The organism is Catenovulum sp. 2E275 (genome assembly GCF_025515275.1).
GTDB lineage: Bacteria > Pseudomonadota > Gammaproteobacteria > Enterobacterales > Alteromonadaceae > Catenovulum.
Genome location: NZ_JAOPFU010000003.1, coordinates 79,933 through 99,585, shown reverse-complemented (window position 1 = coordinate 99,585; position 19,653 = coordinate 79,933). Strand labels below are relative to the sequence as shown.

General features: G+C 36.9%; 18 protein-coding genes. 11 read left to right on the top strand and 7 right to left on the bottom strand.

The features are described 5' to 3' along the window. The first annotated feature begins 78 nt into the window (after positions 1 to 78). A complete protein-coding gene (gene ttcA, locus N7931_RS02665) occupies positions 79 to 1,020 on the top strand; it encodes a tRNA 2-thiocytidine(32) synthetase TtcA (RefSeq protein ID WP_262791739.1) in 942 nt (313 codons plus the stop codon). 169 nt (positions 1,021 to 1,189) lie between these two features. Here the strand turns inward: ttcA and egtD are convergent, their stop codons facing one another. After that, positions 1,190 to 2,260: an L-histidine N(alpha)-methyltransferase gene (gene egtD / locus N7931_RS02660; protein ID WP_262791737.1), complete on the bottom strand. Its 1,071-nt coding sequence runs from the start codon at positions 2,258 to 2,260 to the stop codon at positions 1,190 to 1,192. A 189-nt stretch (positions 2,261 to 2,449) separates the two neighbouring features. Between egtD and N7931_RS02655 the strand changes: the two genes are divergently transcribed. Beyond that, a complete protein-coding gene (locus N7931_RS02655) occupies positions 2,450 to 3,262 on the top strand; it encodes an ion transporter (protein ID WP_262791736.1) in 813 nt (270 codons plus the stop codon). 95 nt (positions 3,263 to 3,357) lie between these two features. Here N7931_RS02655 and N7931_RS02650 read toward each other — a convergent pair whose 3' ends face one another. Further along, a complete protein-coding gene (locus tag N7931_RS02650) occupies positions 3,358 to 3,597 on the bottom strand; it encodes a GlsB/YeaQ/YmgE family stress response membrane protein (protein ID WP_262791735.1) in 240 nt (79 codons plus the stop codon). 450 nt (positions 3,598 to 4,047) lie between these two features. Between N7931_RS02650 and N7931_RS02645 the strand changes: the two genes are divergently transcribed. Further along, positions 4,048 to 6,216, top strand: a complete 2,169-nt coding sequence (locus N7931_RS02645; protein ID WP_262791733.1) for a diguanylate cyclase — start codon at positions 4,048 to 4,050, stop codon at positions 6,214 to 6,216. Here N7931_RS02645 and N7931_RS02640 read toward each other — a convergent pair. From N7931_RS02640 to dnaK, 4 genes are all read right to left on the bottom strand, one after another. Continuing rightward, positions 6,213 to 6,635, bottom strand: a complete 423-nt coding sequence (locus N7931_RS02640; RefSeq protein ID WP_262791732.1) for a hypothetical protein — start codon at positions 6,633 to 6,635, stop codon at positions 6,213 to 6,215. The genes N7931_RS02645 and N7931_RS02640 overlap by 4 nt on opposite strands. 23 nt (positions 6,636 to 6,658) lie before the next feature. Beyond that, a complete protein-coding gene (locus N7931_RS02635) occupies positions 6,659 to 7,441 on the bottom strand; it encodes a M48 family metallopeptidase (RefSeq protein WP_262791730.1) in 783 nt (260 codons plus the stop codon). Between the two features lie 92 nt (positions 7,442 to 7,533). Then, a complete protein-coding gene (dnaJ, locus tag N7931_RS02630; RefSeq protein WP_262791729.1) occupies positions 7,534 to 8,664 on the bottom strand; it encodes a molecular chaperone DnaJ in 1,131 nt (376 codons plus the stop codon). A 131-nt stretch (positions 8,665 to 8,795) separates the two neighbouring features. After that, positions 8,796 to 10,718: a molecular chaperone DnaK gene (gene dnaK, locus N7931_RS02625; RefSeq protein WP_262791728.1), complete on the bottom strand. Its 1,923-nt coding sequence runs from the start codon at positions 10,716 to 10,718 to the stop codon at positions 8,796 to 8,798. Positions 10,719 to 11,006: 288 nt separating this feature from the next. Between dnaK and xthA the strand changes: the two genes are divergently transcribed. The 8 genes from xthA to N7931_RS02585 all read left to right on the top strand — a co-directional run bounded on the left by xthA (position 11,007) and on the right by N7931_RS02585 (position 18,200). Further along, on the top strand, positions 11,007 to 11,816 hold the full coding sequence (gene xthA / locus N7931_RS02620) for an exodeoxyribonuclease III (RefSeq protein ID WP_262791727.1): 810 nt from the start codon (positions 11,007 to 11,009) through the stop codon (positions 11,814 to 11,816). A 75-nt stretch (positions 11,817 to 11,891) separates the two neighbouring features. After that, positions 11,892 to 12,530 (top strand): energy-coupling factor ABC transporter permease, encoded by a 639-nt coding sequence (locus N7931_RS02615; RefSeq protein ID WP_262791726.1) that lies wholly within the window; start codon positions 11,892 to 11,894, stop codon positions 12,528 to 12,530. Positions 12,531 to 12,629: 99 nt separating this feature from the next. Beyond that, a complete protein-coding gene (locus N7931_RS02610; RefSeq protein WP_262791725.1) occupies positions 12,630 to 14,351 on the top strand; it encodes a proline--tRNA ligase in 1,722 nt (573 codons plus the stop codon). Between the two features lie 165 nt (positions 14,352 to 14,516). After that, positions 14,517 to 15,230, top strand: a complete 714-nt coding sequence (locus N7931_RS02605) for a YggS family pyridoxal phosphate-dependent enzyme (RefSeq protein ID WP_262791724.1) — start codon at positions 14,517 to 14,519, stop codon at positions 15,228 to 15,230. Positions 15,231 to 15,249: 19 nt separating this feature from the next. Further along, positions 15,250 to 16,074, top strand: coding sequence for a pyrroline-5-carboxylate reductase (gene proC / locus N7931_RS02600; RefSeq protein ID WP_262791723.1), 825 nt, complete (start codon positions 15,250 to 15,252; stop codon positions 16,072 to 16,074). A gap of 30 nt (positions 16,075 to 16,104) precedes the next feature. Then, on the top strand, positions 16,105 to 16,647 hold the full coding sequence (locus N7931_RS02595) for a YggT family protein (RefSeq protein ID WP_262791722.1): 543 nt from the start codon (positions 16,105 to 16,107) through the stop codon (positions 16,645 to 16,647). Between the two features lie 19 nt (positions 16,648 to 16,666). Beyond that, positions 16,667 to 17,140: a DUF4426 domain-containing protein gene (locus tag N7931_RS02590; RefSeq protein WP_262791721.1), complete on the top strand. Its 474-nt coding sequence runs from the start codon at positions 16,667 to 16,669 to the stop codon at positions 17,138 to 17,140. Between the two features lie 136 nt (positions 17,141 to 17,276). Continuing rightward, positions 17,277 to 18,200 (top strand): hypothetical protein, encoded by a 924-nt coding sequence (locus N7931_RS02585; protein ID WP_262791720.1) that lies wholly within the window; start codon positions 17,277 to 17,279, stop codon positions 18,198 to 18,200. A gap of 327 nt (positions 18,201 to 18,527) precedes the next feature. Here N7931_RS02585 and N7931_RS02580 read toward each other — a convergent pair whose 3' ends face one another. Then, the gene (locus N7931_RS02580) at positions 18,528 to 19,610 is read right to left on the bottom strand and encodes a hypothetical protein (protein WP_262791719.1); all 1,083 of its coding nucleotides are present in this window, start codon (positions 19,608 to 19,610) and stop codon (positions 18,528 to 18,530) included. Positions 19,611 to 19,653 lie beyond the last annotated feature (43 nt).

Sequence of the window (19,653 nt, the reverse complement as noted above, 5' to 3'; positions counted from 1 at the left end):
TCGCAGTCTGAGGTTGTCTTTCTTGAGCTGAATAAATGATACGTATATAATCCGCGCCTCAAAATGAATGAGGTGCGTATGCAAACATTAACAGCAAAACAACAGTATAACTTTAACAAACTTCAAAAACGGATCCGCCGCTGTGTAGGCAAAGCCATTGAAGATTTTAATATGATCGAAGATGGCGATAAAGTTATGGTGTGCTTATCCGGTGGCAAAGACAGTTATACCCTGCTTGATATTTTGCTATTTTTGCAAAAACGCGCCCCTATCAACTTTGAAATTGTAGCTGTTAACCTTGATCAAAAACAACCCGCCTTTCCAGAGCATGTTTTACCTGAATACTTAACCGAGCTTGGAGTCGATTTTAAAATAGTTAACGAAGATACCTACAGCATTGTTAAAGAAAAAGTACCTGAAGGTAAAACCACCTGCGCACTTTGCTCACGGTTAAGACGCGGGATTTTATACCGCACCGCAGAAGAGCTTCAAATTACTAAAATTGCACTTGGCCACCACAGAGATGACATTTTAGAAACGCTGTTTTTAAATATGTTTTATGGCGGTAAATTAAAAGGCATGCCACCTAAGTTAATCAGCGATAATAACAAACATATTGTGATTCGCCCACTTGCATACTGCCGCGAAAAAGATATTGAAAAATATTCAACAATTAAAGAATTTCCTATTATTCCTTGTAACTTATGTGGCTCGCAGGAAAACCTTCAACGTAAAATTATTAAAGAAATGCTGCAAGGCTGGGATAAACAACATCCGGGCCGTTTAGAAACCATGTTTAATGCCATGCAAAATGTCAGCTTATCGCATTTAGCCGATCCTAAATTATACGATTTTAAAGGATTAGTTTCTGATTCTATGAGTGAGTTTAACGGTGAAGGCGATATTGCGTTTGATACCCCAAGCATTCAAATGCCTCAAATTGATAGCGAATTATATGCTGACGATGATATACCAGATAAAACAGAAACTATTGACGTTAAAATCGTTAATTTAAGCTAGCCGTATAGTCGCGACTACCGTTTCCATTTAGTTTTAACTGGTTAATTATCTTTAGTTCGCCATTTATGGCGTTCAAAGCGACAGGCATAAAATGGGCTAAAAGCCCGATCTGCATTGAAAAGCTTATTTTACGTTTCAATGATGATAGTTTTATCATGTATAGATCAGATTATTTAGTCACCAGTAAGTATAAGCTGTAGTGACTATTATCAGAATGCCAGCTTTCATTAATTTGCCAGCCAGCTTTAGCCGCTAAGTGAGAAAACGTCTGTTTGGTAAACTTATAGGCGTTTTCAGTATGAATGCTTTCGCCTTCGGCAAAATAAATATTATGTCCATCAATATTGACAACTTGCTCGCAGCGGCTGACTAAGTGCATTTCTACCCGGCTACGCTCAGGGTTATAAAATGCATAATGTTCAAATTGAGTTATATCAAAATCTGAACCGGTTAATCTATTTAAGTGAGTTAATATATTTAGGTTAAATGCTTGAGTTAAACCGTTTGGATCATTATAAGCAAGGTGCAAAATACTGGCAGGCTTTTTATTATCAACGCCAATTAATAAATAACTACCTTTCCCTAAAATACGCCTCACCTGATTTAAAAAGTCCAGTGCATCCGAGTTAGACAAATTGCCGATAATTGAGCCGGTAAATAACCCAAGTTTGATTGAATGGGATAATTTAGGCAGTTTTAGCTTTTGAGTTATATCAGCCTCTAGCGGCACAATTTCAAGTTGAGGGTAACGCTGAGTAAATGTTTCTAATCTGGCATTAATTTGTGCGGTAATTAAATCAATTGGATGATATGTTTTGATTCTGGGTAATTTATCTAATAAATATTGTGCTTTAATCGCAGAGCCTGCGCCAAATTCAACTAAATCAATTTCAGAATAAAACTTACCCGCTAATAATTGAGCGGCATTGGCCAGCAAGCTGGTTTCCTGTTCATACAAATAATATTCCGGTAACTGACAAATCCGGTAGAATAAATCTAAGCCGCTCGAATCATATAAATATTTTGAATTCAGTTCTTTTTGCGGCAAAGTCAGCGTATGCAAAATTTCATTAATGATTTGCTGGTTAGGCTGCTGATTAAGGTCAATTGTACTTGGTGAAGCGAGATGAAATGATGAGTCAGTCATATCTATTGATAATGACGCTGGGGTTAACTGTGCCTTTTTACCATAATTATCTTCGCTGTAACTATCGGGTTGGGTTAATACCTTAACTTTCATCAATCGCGCCTATATTCAATCCTATGATTAAAATTTAACACTCAAAAATGACAATAAAATTAAACTTATCCCAAGTAAAAACAATCTCTTGTAAATTTATTCTCGAATCAAAATGAATTTTGTAGCCAATAGCATACCTTTGCGTATAATCGCTGTCGTTTTCGACTTATTATGTCAATAAGGTAATTTATGCTGGCAAAACTCCAAAGTATTTTTAAACGAATCGATCAAAGCAAACCTTTTCAATATTTTGTGATTAGTGTCATTGTGATTTCAGCGCTTACCGTTGGTGCACATACCTATTCACTCAATCCAACGGTAGAACTTATCCTGGAATGGCTGGATTTAGGGATCACAGTTTTCTTTTTAATTGAGCTGGTTATCCGTTATATAGCGACCAACAGCTTTAAAGACTTTTTCAAAAAAGGCTGGAACATTTTTGACACTATCATAGTGCTAGGTAGTTTATATCCGGCGGCAGGTTCAACTTTATTTATTGCCCGACTACTCAGAATATTCAGGGTGCTCAGATTAGTTTCTATGATCCCAGAGCTTCGAATGCTGGTAAATGCATTAATTAAAGCGATTCCTCAAATGGGTTATATTGCGTTATTAATGTTTGTTATTTTTTACATTTACGCGGCTGTCGGCAGCATGTTATTTGCTCATATCAATCCGGTACTTTGGCAGGATGTTTCTATTTCAATGCTGACTTTATTCAGAATTGCCACGTTTGAAGACTGGACAGATATTATGTATGAAACAATGGAAGTATATAATTTAAGTTGGATTTACTATTTAACCTTTATCTTTTTAACGGCTTTTATTTTCTTAAATATGATGGTTGGTACCATTTTAGAAGTGATGAGTGAAGAGCATAATAATATGAAATCGACTCATGCTAAAGATGAAGATATACCAGCCAGTAAAGCTCAGGTTGAGCAACTACAAAGCCAAATAGCAGACCTGAAAAAGAGTATCGATAATTTACAGTCAACTTAATCTGAATATTAGTTAATTCGGATTAACACTTAATATAAAAGGCGCATACCGCGCCTTTTATTTACAAACCATTAATTACGATTCATCAATCTACTTTATTTTTTAGCTAGCCTTACTATATACAACAAAATAATCGCACCAACAGTTGCCATAATAATTGAGCCAATTAAATTATTAGATGAAAAACCTAATAAACCAAAAGTAAAGCCACCGATAATTGAACCAACAATCCCGATAACGATATTACCTAAAATCCCAAATCCCTGACCTTTGGTTAACTGACCGGCAAGCCAACCAGCCAAAGCGCCGATAATTAAAAATGTAATTAGTGACATATTATCTTCTTTGCTCCTTTAAAGTTATAGCAAGACAAAATTTCAAACCAGTTAAATCACTCACAGTTTTTTATACACAAGTACAAAAACACTTTTGTTTTGAATTAAAACGATTACAATGAAATTATATTGTTTAACTATTTAAACAGACTTTAAAAAGTTAACTATACTCTAGGGATTTAAAGTTGTCTTGCACACTGTGGCTACATAACGCAACTTTCCAATGCTCAATTATCGAATTTGCCTAGCTGGGAGCTTTGTATGGCAGTCAATCTTCAAGCGAAAATTAAAAACTTTCCATTGACCTTAAGTTCAATAAACAAGGAAAATAGTGTTCCAAAAATTACAAAAAAAGATGTTCCATCAAGATCTATAGCAAGTATCATTACAACAAGAGTGTTTATTAGTCTTTTATTATGTTGTATTTCAATATCTTGGCTAGCTTATTGGTTGTTTAACCTGTCAATAATTCAGCACAATCAAACTATCAGTTCAGATATATCCAATATTACCGCCGAGCACTTAAATAAAAACTTAAAAAGATTTGAGCAGCAGCAAATTTTATTACAACAGCAAGCTAAATCTAGTGTTCCAAATCATATCACCCCTTCTGACTTAGATTTATTTTTCCAATCCAATGTTGAAAACCAATTTATAGAAAATTTTAATCCTTTAGGAAATAATGCTATTGCTAGTTTAAAGTCTGTTTATTCGTCAATATCACCTAATGTGTTACACATAACACCTGAAATAGAAAGTAAAGTATTATCTGCATGGAATCTATTAAATCGCTACCATAATTTATTAACGACAAACTCTTTAAATCTATATATTTTTGCCAGTGAACAATTTTCTTTGTTTTATTGGCCCGGTTTAAATATCAATTCAATTAGTGATTTTGATAATTTACTAATTAAAAAACAAAATTTAGTTACTAAGATAAAACATGATCAAGCTAATAAAAGCTACTGGTCCGAAATTTATATAAGCTCGGAAAATAATAAAAAAACAATCTCTTTATTTACTCCTATTTATGTAGATGGAGCTTACTGGTTCACTATAGGTCAGGATTTTAGCCTTGAACAAATCGAGTTATTATTGCTTAAAAATGATGATGCTTTCGCTAATCAACATTTGATAACTATTGATAATATAAATACGGATACAGAGACTCGCAACCTAATAGATAAACAGTATAATCTCTCAAAACAAGAACTATATGAAAAAATCATATTAAAACAATCACTAATAAAACCTAATGAACAAGGAGAAAGCTCAACTCGGGCTTTAAGCCAGATCAGCTTTAAAACCAATAATCAACAAGCTTTAGTTCACGCTCAAAAACTCGGTGAGTTACCATTATGGTTAGTGACATTAGCGCCTTTCACCCCAGGAAGTGCAATAACAGTTGCTGAGTTTATTTTTTTATTTTCTTTAATCATGTTTCTCATCGTCTCAATTTTCTTATATGTTTTATTAAAAAGAAAAGTTAAACGCCCTATTCAAATACTCAATCAAGCCTGTAATCAAATCAAACAAGGTAACTATCACTTAGAAACCACTTCAGGCTTCACCGAGTTAAGTAAAAATAATGATGATACAGGTCTCTTAGCTCAAAGATATAAACAAATGAGTACCTATGTTAAAGAGTCTTTAGAATCGCTTGAAGATGAAATAACAGAAAGAACTTTAACTTTAGACCATGCCTTACAAGAGCAGAAAGCCATATTTAATAATGCCTATATCGGTATATTATTAATCAAAAATGGCAAAGTCACGAACTGTAATAAAAGATTTGAAGAAATCACTGGCTATAAAATAGTAGACGTTATCAATCAATCCCAAACTTTTTTAAAATTAGACGATAGAGATATTCTAGCGGATATGGAATGGCTCAAAGATAAAATCTTTGAGCACGGCAGTTACATGGTTGATTGTGAATGCAAACATAAAAATGGCAACTTATTTTGGTGTTCAACTCAATTTAAGGCCATTGACACCCAAAACCTTGATAAAGGTATTGTATTAACCATTGTTGATATCACTAAACGCAGAAATGCAGAATTATTACTGGCCAGAGAAGCTCGAATAGATGGTTTAACCGGTATAGGAAATCGCCGCGCATTTGATGAAGCAATTGTATTAGCCTGCCGCCGTGCCCAACGAGAACAGGTAGAAATAACTTTAGCTATGATAGATGTCGATTTATTTAAAAAGTTTAATGACACTTATGGCCATGTGATAGGCGATGAAGCATTAATAAAAGTGGCTAAACAACTGGAAAAAGTCACTCGCCGCCCTTATGAGTTAGCGGCTCGTTACGGCGGCGAAGAGTTTGCGCTGATTTTCCATGGTAGTTCAGATATCGAAGCTATTTTAAATAAGGTGCTGGATAATGTTTATGGATTAAAAATAGAAAACCGAGCCAGTGAGCATCAATTTTTGAGTATCAGTATTGGCGCGGTGACTATTAAAAGCCCTAAACATCAAAAAATTCCAACTCAATGGCTGGTTAAGCAGGCTGATAAAATGCTCTATCAGGCTAAAAGACAAGGGCGTAACCAGATCCAGTATCAATATTTAGAATCGCCACCGGAGCAAGTGCTAGAGCAAGATTAAAGTTTATGTTTTTTACTGGTGTAGTAAAACAAATTAACTAAATCGTTGTGGTCAAAGTGAATCACCAAATAATTAAAGTCAGATTTATTTAGCTCGTAATTAAGTAAATAATAATATGTTTTTTGATCATCAATATAATCTGGCGTACCCAATTTTTTATCAATCTCAAAACGCTTCAGGCCGTTTTCAATGTGATTTTTGACCACATCCAAATACATATATTGGCGCGGATTAGTCGCTGAATAATCTTGAGAAGATTTAGCCCAAACTAGCGGGTTAAACCCTAAGTTTGCTGGTGTATTTAGGCCAGCTTTAGGGGTAAAAAACTCAAACCAAATATAAAATATAATTAATGCAGTGCCGCCTATTCCCCATGTGAACAGGCGGATCACTTTATAAGTATTCCAGTTTTTTTTCACTGTACGATCACTTGTTAATGCATTTATTTAGAACAGTTAGGACGACTAAATTTAGCTTTAACGCCCTGGCTTTGATACTGCTTAATATGCTGTGCTAAATTATTAATCCGAGTTTCTGGTGCAGGGTGAGTAGACATAAATTCCATTGGGCGTTCTCCGCCTAACTTATTCATATTTTCCCACAAACTCATTGATTCTTCAGGTTTAAAGCCGGCTTCAATTAAATATTTAAGCCCAATAACATCAGCTTCTGACTCATGTGTACGGCTATAAGGTAATAATACGCCAAACTGCGCACCCAAACCTAAACCTGTCATAATCGCCTGCTGATAGTCACTACCCTGAGATAAAATAGAAGCACCTTGCATTGCCATATTAGCTGCTGTGCTTTGTGAAACCCGCTCACCACTATGATTAGCAATAACATGTCCTACTTCATGACCAATAATTGCAGCTAGCTGATCGGCATTTTCAGCAACACTTAAAATACCGGTATAAACCCCGATTTTACGCCCCGGTAATGCAAAAGCATTCACCTGTTCACTATCAAATACCACAATTTCCCAATCGTCCTGCCAACCTTCAGGCAAAGTTTTTAAAATAGGGGTTGCCACACACTGAACATAGCGGTTAAGCGATTTATCGGTTGATATTTTTTCTTCCTGTTTCATCGCGGTAAAACTTTCTACGCCCATTTTAGCCATAGTATCGCCATCTACCATGATAAACTGGCTACGACCGGTTGGTGACTGAGTGCATGCCACCACGGCAAGTGCAGTCAAAATAAAAACAAGCATTTTTTTCATTATAAACGTCCTGATATTGTTGATTTGCCAATAAAAAAGCTACCCTTAGGTAGCTTTTAGTGTAGCGTTTTTATGATTTGATACAAAGTGAATTAGTTGCGTAAGTCGTCAAAAAAACGTTTAACGCCATCAAAAAAACCAGTTTCTTTAGGTCTGTGACGCGCGGTTCCGCCTTCCATTTCACTTTCAAGCTGGCGTAAAATTTCTTTTTGAGCATCGGTTAAACTAACTGGTGTTTCAACAACCACTTTACAAATTAAGTCACCAACTGCACCAGTGCGAACCGATTTAACCCCTTTACCACGCATTCTAAACATACGGCCGGTTTGAGTTTCTTCTGGTATTTTCAGTTTCACTTTACCATCTAAAGTAGGTACTTGGATTTCGCCACCTAATGCAGCCGTAGTAAACCCAATTGGCACTTCACAATATAAGTTATTACCGTCACGCTCAAAAATATTATGCTGGCGAACATTGACCTGCACATATAAATCACCGGCTGGCGCACCATGTGCACCGGCCTCACCTTCACCGGTTAAACGAACTCTATCACCCGTATCTACGCCTGCTGGAATTTTAACGGATAAAGTTTTAGTTTTCTGGACTCGGCCTTCACCACGACATGAACTACAAGGATCAGAAATAACCTGACCACGGCCATGACAACTTGGACAAGTTTGCTGAACTGCAAAAAAACCTTGGCGCATTTGTACCTGACCAGCCCCACCACAAGTAGAACAAGTAGTTGGTTTTGAACCCGGTTTAGCCCCAGTGCCATCACATGGTTCACATGCAACGGCTGTTGGTATTTTAATTTCAACTTCTTTACCGCGTACAGCTTCTTCCAGTGATAAATCCAGATTATAACGTAGGTCAGAACCACGCTGAGCACGTGACTGACGACGGCCACCACCGCCACCAAAAATATCACCAAATACATCACCGAATATATCGGAGAAGTCTTGCGGGCCAGCGCCATGGCCGCCACCCATTTGCGGATCAACACCAGCATGACCATATTGGTCATAACGTGCACGCATGTTGGCATCGCCTAACACTTCATAGGCTTCTTGAATTTCTCTAAATTTTTCTTCTAAAGCTTTATCACCCTTAGTTCTATCAGGGTGATATTTCATCGCTAAGCGCTTGTAAGCTTTTTTAATTTCTTTTTCACCAGCGCTTTTTTCTACGCCTAATACTTCATAAAAATCGCGTTTGGACATATATCTTGCTCAGTTTTCGGTTATTGCCTTGTGCAAAACGGTCAAACGGGCGCAAGCGCCCGTTTAGTCAACTTAGACCGCTTGCCAGCGCTCTGTGGCAAGCTTAATAAATTAGCCGTTAAGCTAAATTATTATTTTTTATCGTCTTTAACTTCTTCAAATTCAGCGTCAACTACATCGTCAGCACTGTTATTAGCCGAAGCTTCTGGCTGCTCAGCACCCGCACCTTCAGCTTGTGCTTTTGCTTGCGCAATTTCAACTAACTTGGCAGAAGCCTGAATTAACGCTTGAGATTTAGCTTCAATTTCGTCTTTTTCAGAGCCTTTAAGTGCAGTTTCTAATTCAGAAATTGCAGTTTCAATCGCTTCTTTATCGTTAGTTGCTAATTCACTGCCCACTTCTTCAACTTGCTTTTTAGTTGCATGAACTAAACCGTCAGCTTGGTTACGCGCCTGAACTAATTCTTCAAATTTCTTATCAGATTCAGCGTTAGCTTCTGCATCACGAACCATTTTTTCAACTTCATCATCACTTAAACCAGAAGAAGCTTTGATTGTGATTTTCTGCTCTGTACCTGTATCTTTGTCTTTTGCTGATACGTGTAAAATACCATCGGCATCAATATCAAAAGTCACCTCAATTTGAGGCATGCCACGCTGTGCAGGACGAATACCTTCAAGATTAAATTGACCTAAAGATTTGTTTGCACTAGCTTGTTTACGCTCACCTTGTAATACATGCACAGTTACCGCAGACTGATTATCTTCAGCTGTTGAGAAAGTTTGTGACTTTTTAGTTGGGATAGTCGTATTTTTCTCAATAACAGGTGTCATTACGCCACCCATAGTTTCAATACCAAGTGATAATGGCGTTACGTCTAATAATAAAACGTCTGTTACATCACCAGATAATACACCACCTTGAACCGCAGCACCTACTGCAACCGCTTCATCTGGGTTAACATCTTTACGAGGTTCTTTGCCAAAAAACTCAGATACTGTTTTTTGTACTAATGGCATACGGGTTTGGCCACCCACTAAAATGACATCGTTAATATCGCTTACTGAAAGATCAGCATCTTTTAATGCAATTTTTAACGGCTCTAATGTTGCCTTAACCATATCTTCAACTAAAGACTCTAATTTAGAGCGAGTTACTTTAATATTTAAATGTTTAGGGCCAGAAGCATCTGCTGTAATGTAAGGCAAGTTAACTTCTGTTTGTTGAGCTGATGATAGTTCAATTTTAGCTTTTTCTGCTGCTTCTTTTAAGCGTTGCATTGCTAATGGATCTTTACGTAAATCAAAACCTTGATCCGCTTTGAACTGGTCAACCAAATAAGTAATTAAACGGTTATCGAAGTCTTCACCACCTAAGTGAGTATCACCATTAGTCGCCAATACTTCAAAAGTATGCTCGCCTTCAACTTCATCAATTTCAATAATTGAAATATCAAATGTACCACCACCTAAGTCATAAACTGCAATTACGTTATCGCCAGACTTTTTGTCCATACCATAAGCAAGCGCAGCAGCGGTTGGTTCGTTGATAATACGTTTAACATCTAAACCAGCGATACGGCCAGCATCTTTAGTTGCTTGACGTTGAGCATCGTTAAAATAAGCTGGAACAGTAATAACAGCACCAGTTACTTTTTCACCTAAATAGTCTTCTGCCGTTTTTTTCATTTTCTTTAAAACTTCAGCAGAAATTTGAGGCGGAGCCATTTTTTCGCCTTTAACTTCAACCCAAGCATCACCGTTGTCAGCTTGTGCAATTGTAAATGGCATAATGTCTACATCGCGTTGTACTTCTTTATCAGTAAAACGACGACCGATTAAACGCTTGATTGCGAATAATGTATTTTTAGGGTTAGTAATTGCCTGACGCTTAGCTGGTTGACCAACTAACGTTTCACCGTCTTCTGTATAGGCGATGATCGAAGGGGTTGTGCGATCACCCTCTGCGTTTTCGATTACTTTTGCTTTATCGCCGTCTAATACAGCAACACATGAATTGGTAGTACCTAAGTCAATACCGATGATTTTGCCCATTTGGAAAATCTCCGAACTAAATAATTAAACAAAAAACTTGGTTTTTTAATGGGGTTATTGTTTTTTGATTTCAACCCTGCATTAAAAAAATTCTTAACTGGTTAAGCGCGGGGCTCAACGAGTGTTGATTCCTATGTATGACCCCTTTTAAGCTTTTCAATGGCGAAACGTAAAAAAATCCAAAAAAGTGACAAAAAAATGCATTAAAGCTTTGCTAGAGTTTGCGAAAGCCAACGCAAAAACATAAACTTGCCGGATTAAATTCACTCAACCAGAACAGTTATTTATATGAAAATCGTTTCTTTTAATATTAATGGCCTGCGCGCCCGCCTTCACCAATTACAAGCTCTAATAGATAAACACAGCCCAGATGTAATTGGTTTGCAGGAAATTAAAGTGCATGATGAAGCTTTTCCGCTAGCAGCAGTAGAAGAAATGGGTTATCACGTTGAATTTCATGGGCAAAAAGCCCATTACGGGGTTGCATTATTATCTAAAAAAGCGCCTTTATTTGTCCAAAAAGGCTTTAAAACCGATGATGAAGACGCTCAGCGCCGAATGATTATCGCCACTTATGAAGATGAAAACGGCAAACCTGTTACCGTTTTTAACGGGTATTTTCCTCAAGGTGAAAACCGCGATCATCCAATTAAGTTTCCTGCCAAAGATAAATTTTACCGTGATTTAAATACTGAGCTTGAGCAACATTATCAACCCGACCAAGCTATCGCGATTATTGGTGATATGAACATTTCACATACCGACTTAGATATAGGAATTGGTGAACATAATGCCAAGCGCTGGCTTAAAACCGGTAAATGTTCATTTTTGCCAGAAGAGCGAGAATGGCTTAATAAATTACTGAGTTGGGGATTCATTGATACGTTCAGAACGATTCATCCGCAAGAAAACCAAAAGTATAGCTGGTTTGATTATCGCTCAAAAGGTTTTGACGATAACCGTGGTTTAAGAATTGATTTAATTTTAGCCACTCCAACATTAGCTGAACGTATGATAGAAAGTGATGTGGATTATGAGCTAAGAGGCATAGAAAAGCCTTCGGATCATGCGCCTGTGTGGACGCTTTTTAAAGCTTAATCCAACAACACCCGATAAGCGGATAAGCGCTCAAAAATCCAATTAACCTATTTAATTAACCTGTAGGTCATTATTGTGTTATTTATATTCAGTTTTGTTTGTTTTGCACTGATTTTATATTTTAGTTTTGATAAACAAACACTTGCTTTATTAATTACTCAAAAACAAAAGCAGCATTTATTTTTTGGTTATACCGCGCTTTTGTTTTTTTTATGGTCTATTCAAACCGCCGCTTATCCGGGTTTAAACGTCCATTTTTTATGGTTGTGCGCCTGCACATTATATTTAGGTCCAAGGTTAGCCTTGTTTTCTGGCCTATTTGCTTTAATCGGGAATTTTTTCTATTTAGGAGAAGATTGGCTCTGGTTTGCAATTCATTATATAAGCGGTGTATTTGTCCCGGTGATGGCCAGTTATTTAGTTTATATGCTGGCTTATCATAAGTTACCCAGACACTTATTTATTTATATTTTTGTTTGTGGTTTTTTTGGCGGAGCCATCGCAATTGGCAGTAAAATGCTGGTTATGTCGTTATTTTATGCTGCTAGTGGTTTATATAGCTGGCAAATATTATTCGACAATTATTTAATTTTACTGGTTTTATTAGCATTCCCAGAAGCCATGTTAAATGGCATGTCAATGTCGATAGGTATTATTTACATGCCACACTGGGTTCGCACATTTTATGACGAAGACTACATAGATAAACAATAAAGCCACCAGTTATCTTAAAAAACGGCATTGATAGCGGGTATTTAACTGCTACAATGCGTCTAATTTTATTATTGATTCATTTACGGAAATTTTGCTGCAATGCGCACTACTCAATATCTGTTATCTACACTGAAAGAAACCCCATCTGATGCTGAAGTCATCAGCCATCAACTTATGTTACGTGCGGGTATGATCCGCAAATTGGCTTCAGGTTTATACACCTGGTTACCGTCTGGTTTAAAAGTCCTTCGTAAAGTTGAAAATATCGTTCGCGAAGAGATGAATAAAGCCGGCGCAATTGAAGTTTTAATGCCAGTTGTACAACCAGCCGATTTATGGGAAGAGTCTGGCCGTTGGGATAAATTTGGTCCTGAATTATTAAGAATAAAAGACAGACACGAGCGCCCTTTTTTATTAGGCCCAACTCATGAAGAAGTTGTAACAGAGTTAGTACGTAAAGAAGTGAGTAGCTATAAACAACTGCCGCTTAATTTATATCAGGTACAAACTAAATTCCGCGACGAAGTTCGCCCTCGTTTTGGGGTCATGCGCGCGCGTGAATTTTTAATGAAAGACGGCTATTCATTTCATTTAACTCAAGACTGTTTACAAACAACCTATGACAAAATGCATCAAGCATATTGCAATGTGTTTGACCGTTTGGGGTTAGAATATCGCCCTGTATTGGCCGATACCGGTTCAATTGGTGGTAGCACATCGCACGAGTTTCATGTGTTAGCTGAATCTGGTGAAGATGCCATTGTATTTAGCGATCAAAGTGATTATGCAGCTAATATTGAAAAAGCAGAAGCTTTACCACCTCAAGGTGAGCGCCCTACGGCTAATTTAATTATGGATAAAGTAGCTACCCCAAATGCTCACTCTATAGATCAAGTTTCTGAATTTTTAAAAGTTGAAGCAACTCAAACGGTTAAAACTTTATTAGTACAAGGCTGTGATGAAAACGGTGAAGCAGCTGGAGTAATTGCTCTGGTTTTACGCGGTGATCACGAATTAAATGAAGTTAAAGCAGAAAAATTAAGCAATGTATTTGCCCCGCTGACATTTGCTAGCGAAGAACAAATTAAGCAAGCCGCTAATTGTGACGCTGGCTCAATTGGTCCAGTTGGTTTAACGATTCCTGTGTATGTAGATTATAGTGCTGCCCATTTGGCGGATTTTGTTTGTGGCGCCAATGAAAACGACTACCACTTAACAGGTGTAAATTGGGATCGTGATATTGAAACCTATCAAACTGTCGATATCAGAAACGTAGTAGAAGGCGATCCTAGCCCTTGCGGTAAAGGCACTTTAAATATTAAACGTGGTATTGAAGTTGGTCATATTTTCCAGTTAGGTACAAAATATAGTGAAGCAATGAAAGCGGGTGTATTAACTGAATCTGGCAAACACGAAACCTTAACCATGGGCTGTTATGGTATTGGGGTATCTCGAATAGTTGCAGCCGCCATTGAGCAAAATCACGATAAATTTGGCATTAAATGGCCTGCTAATATTGCACCGTTCCAAGTTTGTGTATTACCCATGAATATGCATAAATCTCATCGTATTCCTGAGGTTGCAAATAAATTATATGATGAGTTAACTGCTGCTGGCGCAGATGTGATTTTTGATGATAGAAAAGAACGTCCGGGTGTTATGTTTGCTGATATGGAATTATTAGGTGTGCCGCATGTACTTGTCATTGGTGAGCGTAATCTGGATGAAGGTGTAGTAGAATACAAAAACCGTCAAACCGGTGAAAAGCAAACCATCGCGATAGACGAAGCGGTTGCTTTTATTCAATCTCAGTTAGGTTAACCCTGCTATAGTTTCTCAGGTTCAGCGTAAAATTATCTTACGCTGAACCTTGTATTTTTCTCACCTGCCCCTATTTTATTATTTATCTTTACGAACCTTTCGCTATTAGTTTAAATCCCAAAATAGCCTGTTCAAAACAAACATCAGAAAAACGATAGTTAAGCTATGTCACAATACGAATCATCTACAATCAAGTCTCGGCTTCATTTAATTCTGTCGCAAATTGCGCAGCTGAATCAAACCAGTCAGCAGTCAACTCAATTACTCGCGGTTAGCAAAACTAAACCAGCAACAGATATCATTGAAGCCTATCAGGCCGGACAAAGATGTTTTGGTGAAAACTATGTGCAAGAAGCCGTAGATAAAATAGCAGAGCTTAAACAATATCAAGATATTGAATGGCATTTTATTGGGCCGATTCAGTCCAACAAAACTCGGCTGATTGCAGAAAACTTTGATTGGGTTCATAGTATTGACCGTGAAAAAATCGCCAGCCGGTTAAACGAGCAAAGACCAGCAGAATTAGCAAAACTCAATGTGTGTTTGCAAATCAATATTTCTCAAGAGAACTCTAAATCAGGTACAGATATCAAACAGGTATTTGAATTGGCTAAATATGTTAGCCAACAAAATAACCTTTGTTTACGTGGCATAATGGCAATACCGGCAAATACAGATGATATAAACCAACAAAAACAAAGTTTTGCCCAAATGCAGCAAATATTTAATCAATTAAAAGCAGAATATGACTCAGTAGATACTTTATCTATGGGGATGACAAATGATATGGCGTTAGCAATAGAATACGGCAGCACTATGGTCAGAATTGGTACTGCCATATTTGGCGCGCGAGCAGCTAAAAATCAAGATAAAAATTAACCAAAAGCAGATAAAATTTATGCAAAATAAAACAATTGCCTTTATTGGCGCAGGCAACATGAGCTCAAGTATTATTTCCGGTTTAGTTAAAAACGGCTATCCAAACGGGTTAATTTATGCGAGTAATCCATCATTACCTAAACTCGAAGCTTTGCAAACTAAGCTCGATATTAATATCAGTCAAAATAACAGTGAAGTAGCTCGCAAGGCGGATGTTATTGTGCTCAGTGTAAAACCTCAACTGATGGCACAAATGTTGGCTGAATTAGCATTAACGCCCGAAGAAAAATCACAAAAATTATTTATTTCTATTGCCGCAGGTTTACCTGTGAGCCGCTTAAATGAAATGTTAGGCGGAGAATACGCTTTAATCAGAACCATGCCAAATACGCCAAGTTTAATCGGTTTAGGGATGGCTGGTATGTATGCACCTGAAAATATAACAGCAGAGGATAAAACCTTTGCCGAGCAAATTATGGCGGCAGTTGGTAAAACAGTTTGGGTAGATGATGAATCTGGGATAGATCATGTCATTGCGCTGGCTGGCAGTGCACCGGCTTATTTCTTTTTGTTTATGGAAGGCATGATTAACGAGGCTGTTAACCTTGGTTTTAGTGAGGCCCAAGCCAGAGAAATTGTCGAACAAGTTGCTTTAGGCAGTGCACAAATGGTTAAACAAAATCAAAGTGTTGATGTTGCCGCGCTACGCGCACAGGTAACCTCAAAAGGCGGAACCACGGCTGCCGCGATTGAAAGCTTTAATCAATCCGATTTAACTGGCATTATTCAAAAAGCGATGCAAGCAGCAATAGCTCGTTCGCAAGAAATGGCAAAATTATTTTAATCGATTTATTTTAACGAACGGATTTAACTCATGAATGCATTAAATTTTTTAATTCAGATATTTTTCAGCTTATTACTAATGGTTGTGGTACTGCGATTTTGGATGCAAGCTGCCAATGCCGATTTTTATAATCCGCTTTGCCAGTTTATCGTTAAAGTGACTAACCCCATTTTAAAGCCATTTCAGCTTATTTTACCCTACCGTGGAAAATGGAATTTTGCTGCGTTAGCATTAGCCTTTGTGGTGGCAGCAGCAAAATTTATTGTGATTATGGCACTGAATAATATTTCAGGATTAAATCCGGTTGCTTTAGCCGTTGCTTCAGTTATGACAGTTATCCGTGAATTTTTAGATTTAGCATTCTGGATCTTAATCATCCGCGCTATTTTAAGCTGGTTTAGCCAAGGCAATAATCCAGCTGAATATATCTTATACCAATTAACCGAACCATTTTTACGCCCTATCCGTAATATTCTACCGCCAATGGGTGGCTTAGACTTATCTGTTTTAGTCGCGATTATTGCCATTCAATTTATCAATCTATTACTGGGTGATTTAGTTGGCCGTTTTTAAGCGGCCAATGGGATAAATTATGAAAAGCAAACTCGTTTATTTCTTCACATTATGCCTGCTTAGCTTTAGTGCTTTTTCAGTTAGCGCTTTTGCAGCCGACAGCGAACATAATTCCGCTAAACATCAAACAGTAAAAGGTAACTGGGAAATTCATCATATTGCATTTCCATCCACTTTTATCCAACCCAGTGTTGCTAAAGCCGTAGGCGTAAATCGCCGCAATACTAATGGCTTAATTAATGTGAGTATTTTAGACACCAAACAAACACCTAAAAAACCGTTAAAACTTAAATTAAGCGGTTATGCTCAAAACTTGGTTGGACAAAGAAAAGAACTCACTTTTAAAGAAGTTGATGAAGGTGATGCGGTTTACTATTTAGCTGAACTCGCTTACAGCAACCAAGAAACCTTTAAAATTTATGTCACTCTGACTGATACAAACACAGGCAGAGTTGAAAATATCATGTTTATGCAAAAAATGTGGGTGGACTAAAAGCTAAATTATCCCCTTAAAATAAATATAAAATCTATAAATAATTATATTATACTACCCGCAGTAGCCTGTGCCCTGCAGGCTGCAGTTTAAAAGATATTATAAAACTACTTCTAACACACTTGCAGGCATTTAAATGAATAAAAAATATACTCTAGCGGGTGCTGCTATTGCACTCTTGCTGTCCTCTTCCGTTTTAGCTGAACAAAATAAGTTAAAGTCTTTCAGTGATATTGAATTGGGTGTCGAAACGATTAATTATTCTGAAAAATTGAATAATTTAGCTGGCTACGGCCGTCTAAAACAAGACATCAATGTCTACAATGTTACAACTCGTAACTCAGCTTATGTTGCAATTAATGATGAATTTGGTTTGTACTTAGATGGCTTTGCCTCGCTTGCCCCCAGTATTCAAACTGAAACCTGGTCGCTAGGTGAGTTTGGCGATATCCAGCAGAATGATTTTAAAATTAATCATAATGAACTCGCCTTTAGAATTAGTTATAAATACACTGAACAACACCGAATTATTTCAGGGTTTAGATTAAGCTCGCTTAGTTTTATTCGTTCTCATTTTGAGTTTGTTCAACCGGGAGCTGATGATTTTAACGCTCAGCTTGAAGCTGATGGCATGGAACCTTTTGTTTTACCTAATGGTGATATTTCTGATAAATATAAATCAAATATCGCTATATCAGAAATTCAGGATGAATTTATCGCTTTATTTGGCTACCGTTATGAACCTCAAGAATTACCAAACAGAGGTGACTGGACATGGTATGCCGGGATTGAAGCAGGTATTCCAATTTATAGCATCACTCAGAATACAACAATTGAAGGCGAAACTTTAAATGAGTTCTTTGGTGGTTACAGCTTAATCGGTAAATTAGGCTTACGTTATCAGTTATTTGATAACCTTGGTTTATTAGCAACGTTTACATCTTATTACAAATATCGTGATGTAGTTACGGAAGATAAAGGTAATGGTAATAGTGTTAGCGTACCAGAAGTTAATTTTTATAATAATGCTGTTACTTTGGGCTTACGCTGGTCTTATTAAACCTAAAACCCACAACTGCTTATCGAATAAAAAAGCTTAACCGAAATAGGTTAAGCTTTTTTATTTTAGCCCCAAACTTATTTTTAGTTTTAGCTATCAAATATAATAAACCTGAGGTGCGTATAAGAAATGTTGAAGTAAATTTCTCAACAATTAGATTAAATAATGCCAAATCAAGCTTATTTTACGTTCCAACGAGGATGGTTTTTCGTCTATCAAGGCATTTTTCTGTACCTAATAGCGAGCTATTAGTAAGAAAAATAACGATGAGAGGCGGGAAAATAGTCCGTTGGGCAAATTTTCTTATATGCAACTCAGGTTAATAAACTACCAAGTATAAAATAAATTTAAGTTGAGCTTAATCTGCTTCGCTTTATTAATATTGGCTGAGTCCATTGCTAAGTTAAAATCGACATATTTGGATTTTAATCCTAACTGAGGGGTTAAATTAATCGGGTCAAACATCAATTGATATTTAACTGTATTCACCGGTTTGCTTGCCCCAAACCAAATACGGTTATGATTTGCAAAGTGCTCAAAATCAGCGTTAAGTTCTACATTATTAAAATAATCTGTTTGATAATCCAGCCCAGCTTCCAGTCGGCGATTGAGTTTAAGTTTAGCATCCTGTTCACTTTCCCAGCCTTTAAATAAAGGCCCAATGCTATTTAAACCTAACTCTGGACGATAACTACTTTGGGTATCAAAAGTACCGCCGCTATAGCCAGTTTCATTTATTTTTAAATGACTAAACAAATCCCATACATTTAATTGAAAGTTAAACTGCTCTATTTGATAATTTAATTTAAAACTTAAACTCGCCCCCTCACCTTGCCGATTCCATCCTTTATAGGGTCGTTTTAATAAGTTTTTATCTGTGTAATATTCGGTGAAAGAAACTTGACCTGAAAAAGCTTGCTCGTCATTAATTGAAACCTCACCGGCCAACTGACTTTCGCGCATGGTTTCAAACTGAATATACGAAACAATGGTCAGTAATATTAAATTATCCATTTGATACTGATATCCAGCAGATAATTGACTGGCTTCAATATGTTTTAAATGAATATTAAGCTGGTAGGTTTTGTTAGCGCTAAAATCCAGATCCATTTTATCCTGATATAAAGCTAATACCGTATCAGGGTTGGTATCCGCAATTAGATCAAGCCTTTTAGTGGCTGAAAAATACCAATTATGATACTGATATTCAAAGCCGGCTAAATTGGTTGTATAAGCCAAATCAGCCTCTTTTTCTGGTCTACTTTTCCATTCATCTTCAACCAACTCTTTAATTGGTAAAGCATTTGAAAAAGAGTTTGAAGATACCATTAGTCCAAATTTTGATTGCGCATGAACCGGTAGCGTACAACTTATAAAAGCAGCTAAAATAAGTATTTTTTTTAAAGTCATTCCGTTTTAAGTCGCCTTATATGTTATCCATAAAAAATGCCAG

What these genes read in the sequence shown, in the direction of transcription:
- egtD (WP_262791737.1), bottom strand. Translation starts at nt 2,260, where the DNA reads ATGAAAGTTAAGGTATTAACCCAACCCGATAGTTACAGCGAAGATAAT.
- N7931_RS02585 (WP_262791720.1), top strand. Translation starts at nt 17,277, where the DNA reads ATGAATAAAAAATATACTCTAGCGGGTGCTGCTATTGCACTCTTGCTG.
- dnaK (WP_262791728.1), bottom strand. Translation starts at nt 10,718, where the DNA reads ATGGGCAAAATCATCGGTATTGACTTAGGTACTACCAATTCATGTGTT.
- N7931_RS02590 (WP_262791721.1), top strand. Translation starts at nt 16,667, where the DNA reads ATGAAAAGCAAACTCGTTTATTTCTTCACATTATGCCTGCTTAGCTTT.
- xthA (WP_262791727.1), top strand. Translation starts at nt 11,007, where the DNA reads ATGAAAATCGTTTCTTTTAATATTAATGGCCTGCGCGCCCGCCTTCAC.
- N7931_RS02635 (WP_262791730.1), bottom strand. Translation starts at nt 7,441, where the DNA reads ATGAAAAAAATGCTTGTTTTTATTTTGACTGCACTTGCCGTGGTGGCA.
- N7931_RS02655 (WP_262791736.1), top strand. Translation starts at nt 2,450, where the DNA reads ATGCTGGCAAAACTCCAAAGTATTTTTAAACGAATCGATCAAAGCAAA.
- proC (WP_262791723.1), top strand. Translation starts at nt 15,250, where the DNA reads ATGCAAAATAAAACAATTGCCTTTATTGGCGCAGGCAACATGAGCTCA.
- ttcA (WP_262791739.1), top strand. Translation starts at nt 79, where the DNA reads ATGCAAACATTAACAGCAAAACAACAGTATAACTTTAACAAACTTCAA.
- N7931_RS02580 (WP_262791719.1), bottom strand. Translation starts at nt 19,610, where the DNA reads ATGACTTTAAAAAAAATACTTATTTTAGCTGCTTTTATAAGTTGTACG.
- N7931_RS02605 (WP_262791724.1), top strand. Translation starts at nt 14,517, where the DNA reads ATGTCACAATACGAATCATCTACAATCAAGTCTCGGCTTCATTTAATT.
- dnaJ (WP_262791729.1), bottom strand. Translation starts at nt 8,664, where the DNA reads ATGTCCAAACGCGATTTTTATGAAGTATTAGGCGTAGAAAAAAGCGCT.
- N7931_RS02610 (WP_262791725.1), top strand. Translation starts at nt 12,630, where the DNA reads ATGCGCACTACTCAATATCTGTTATCTACACTGAAAGAAACCCCATCT.
- N7931_RS02595 (WP_262791722.1), top strand. Translation starts at nt 16,105, where the DNA reads ATGAATGCATTAAATTTTTTAATTCAGATATTTTTCAGCTTATTACTA.
- N7931_RS02650 (WP_262791735.1), bottom strand. Translation starts at nt 3,597, where the DNA reads ATGTCACTAATTACATTTTTAATTATCGGCGCTTTGGCTGGTTGGCTT.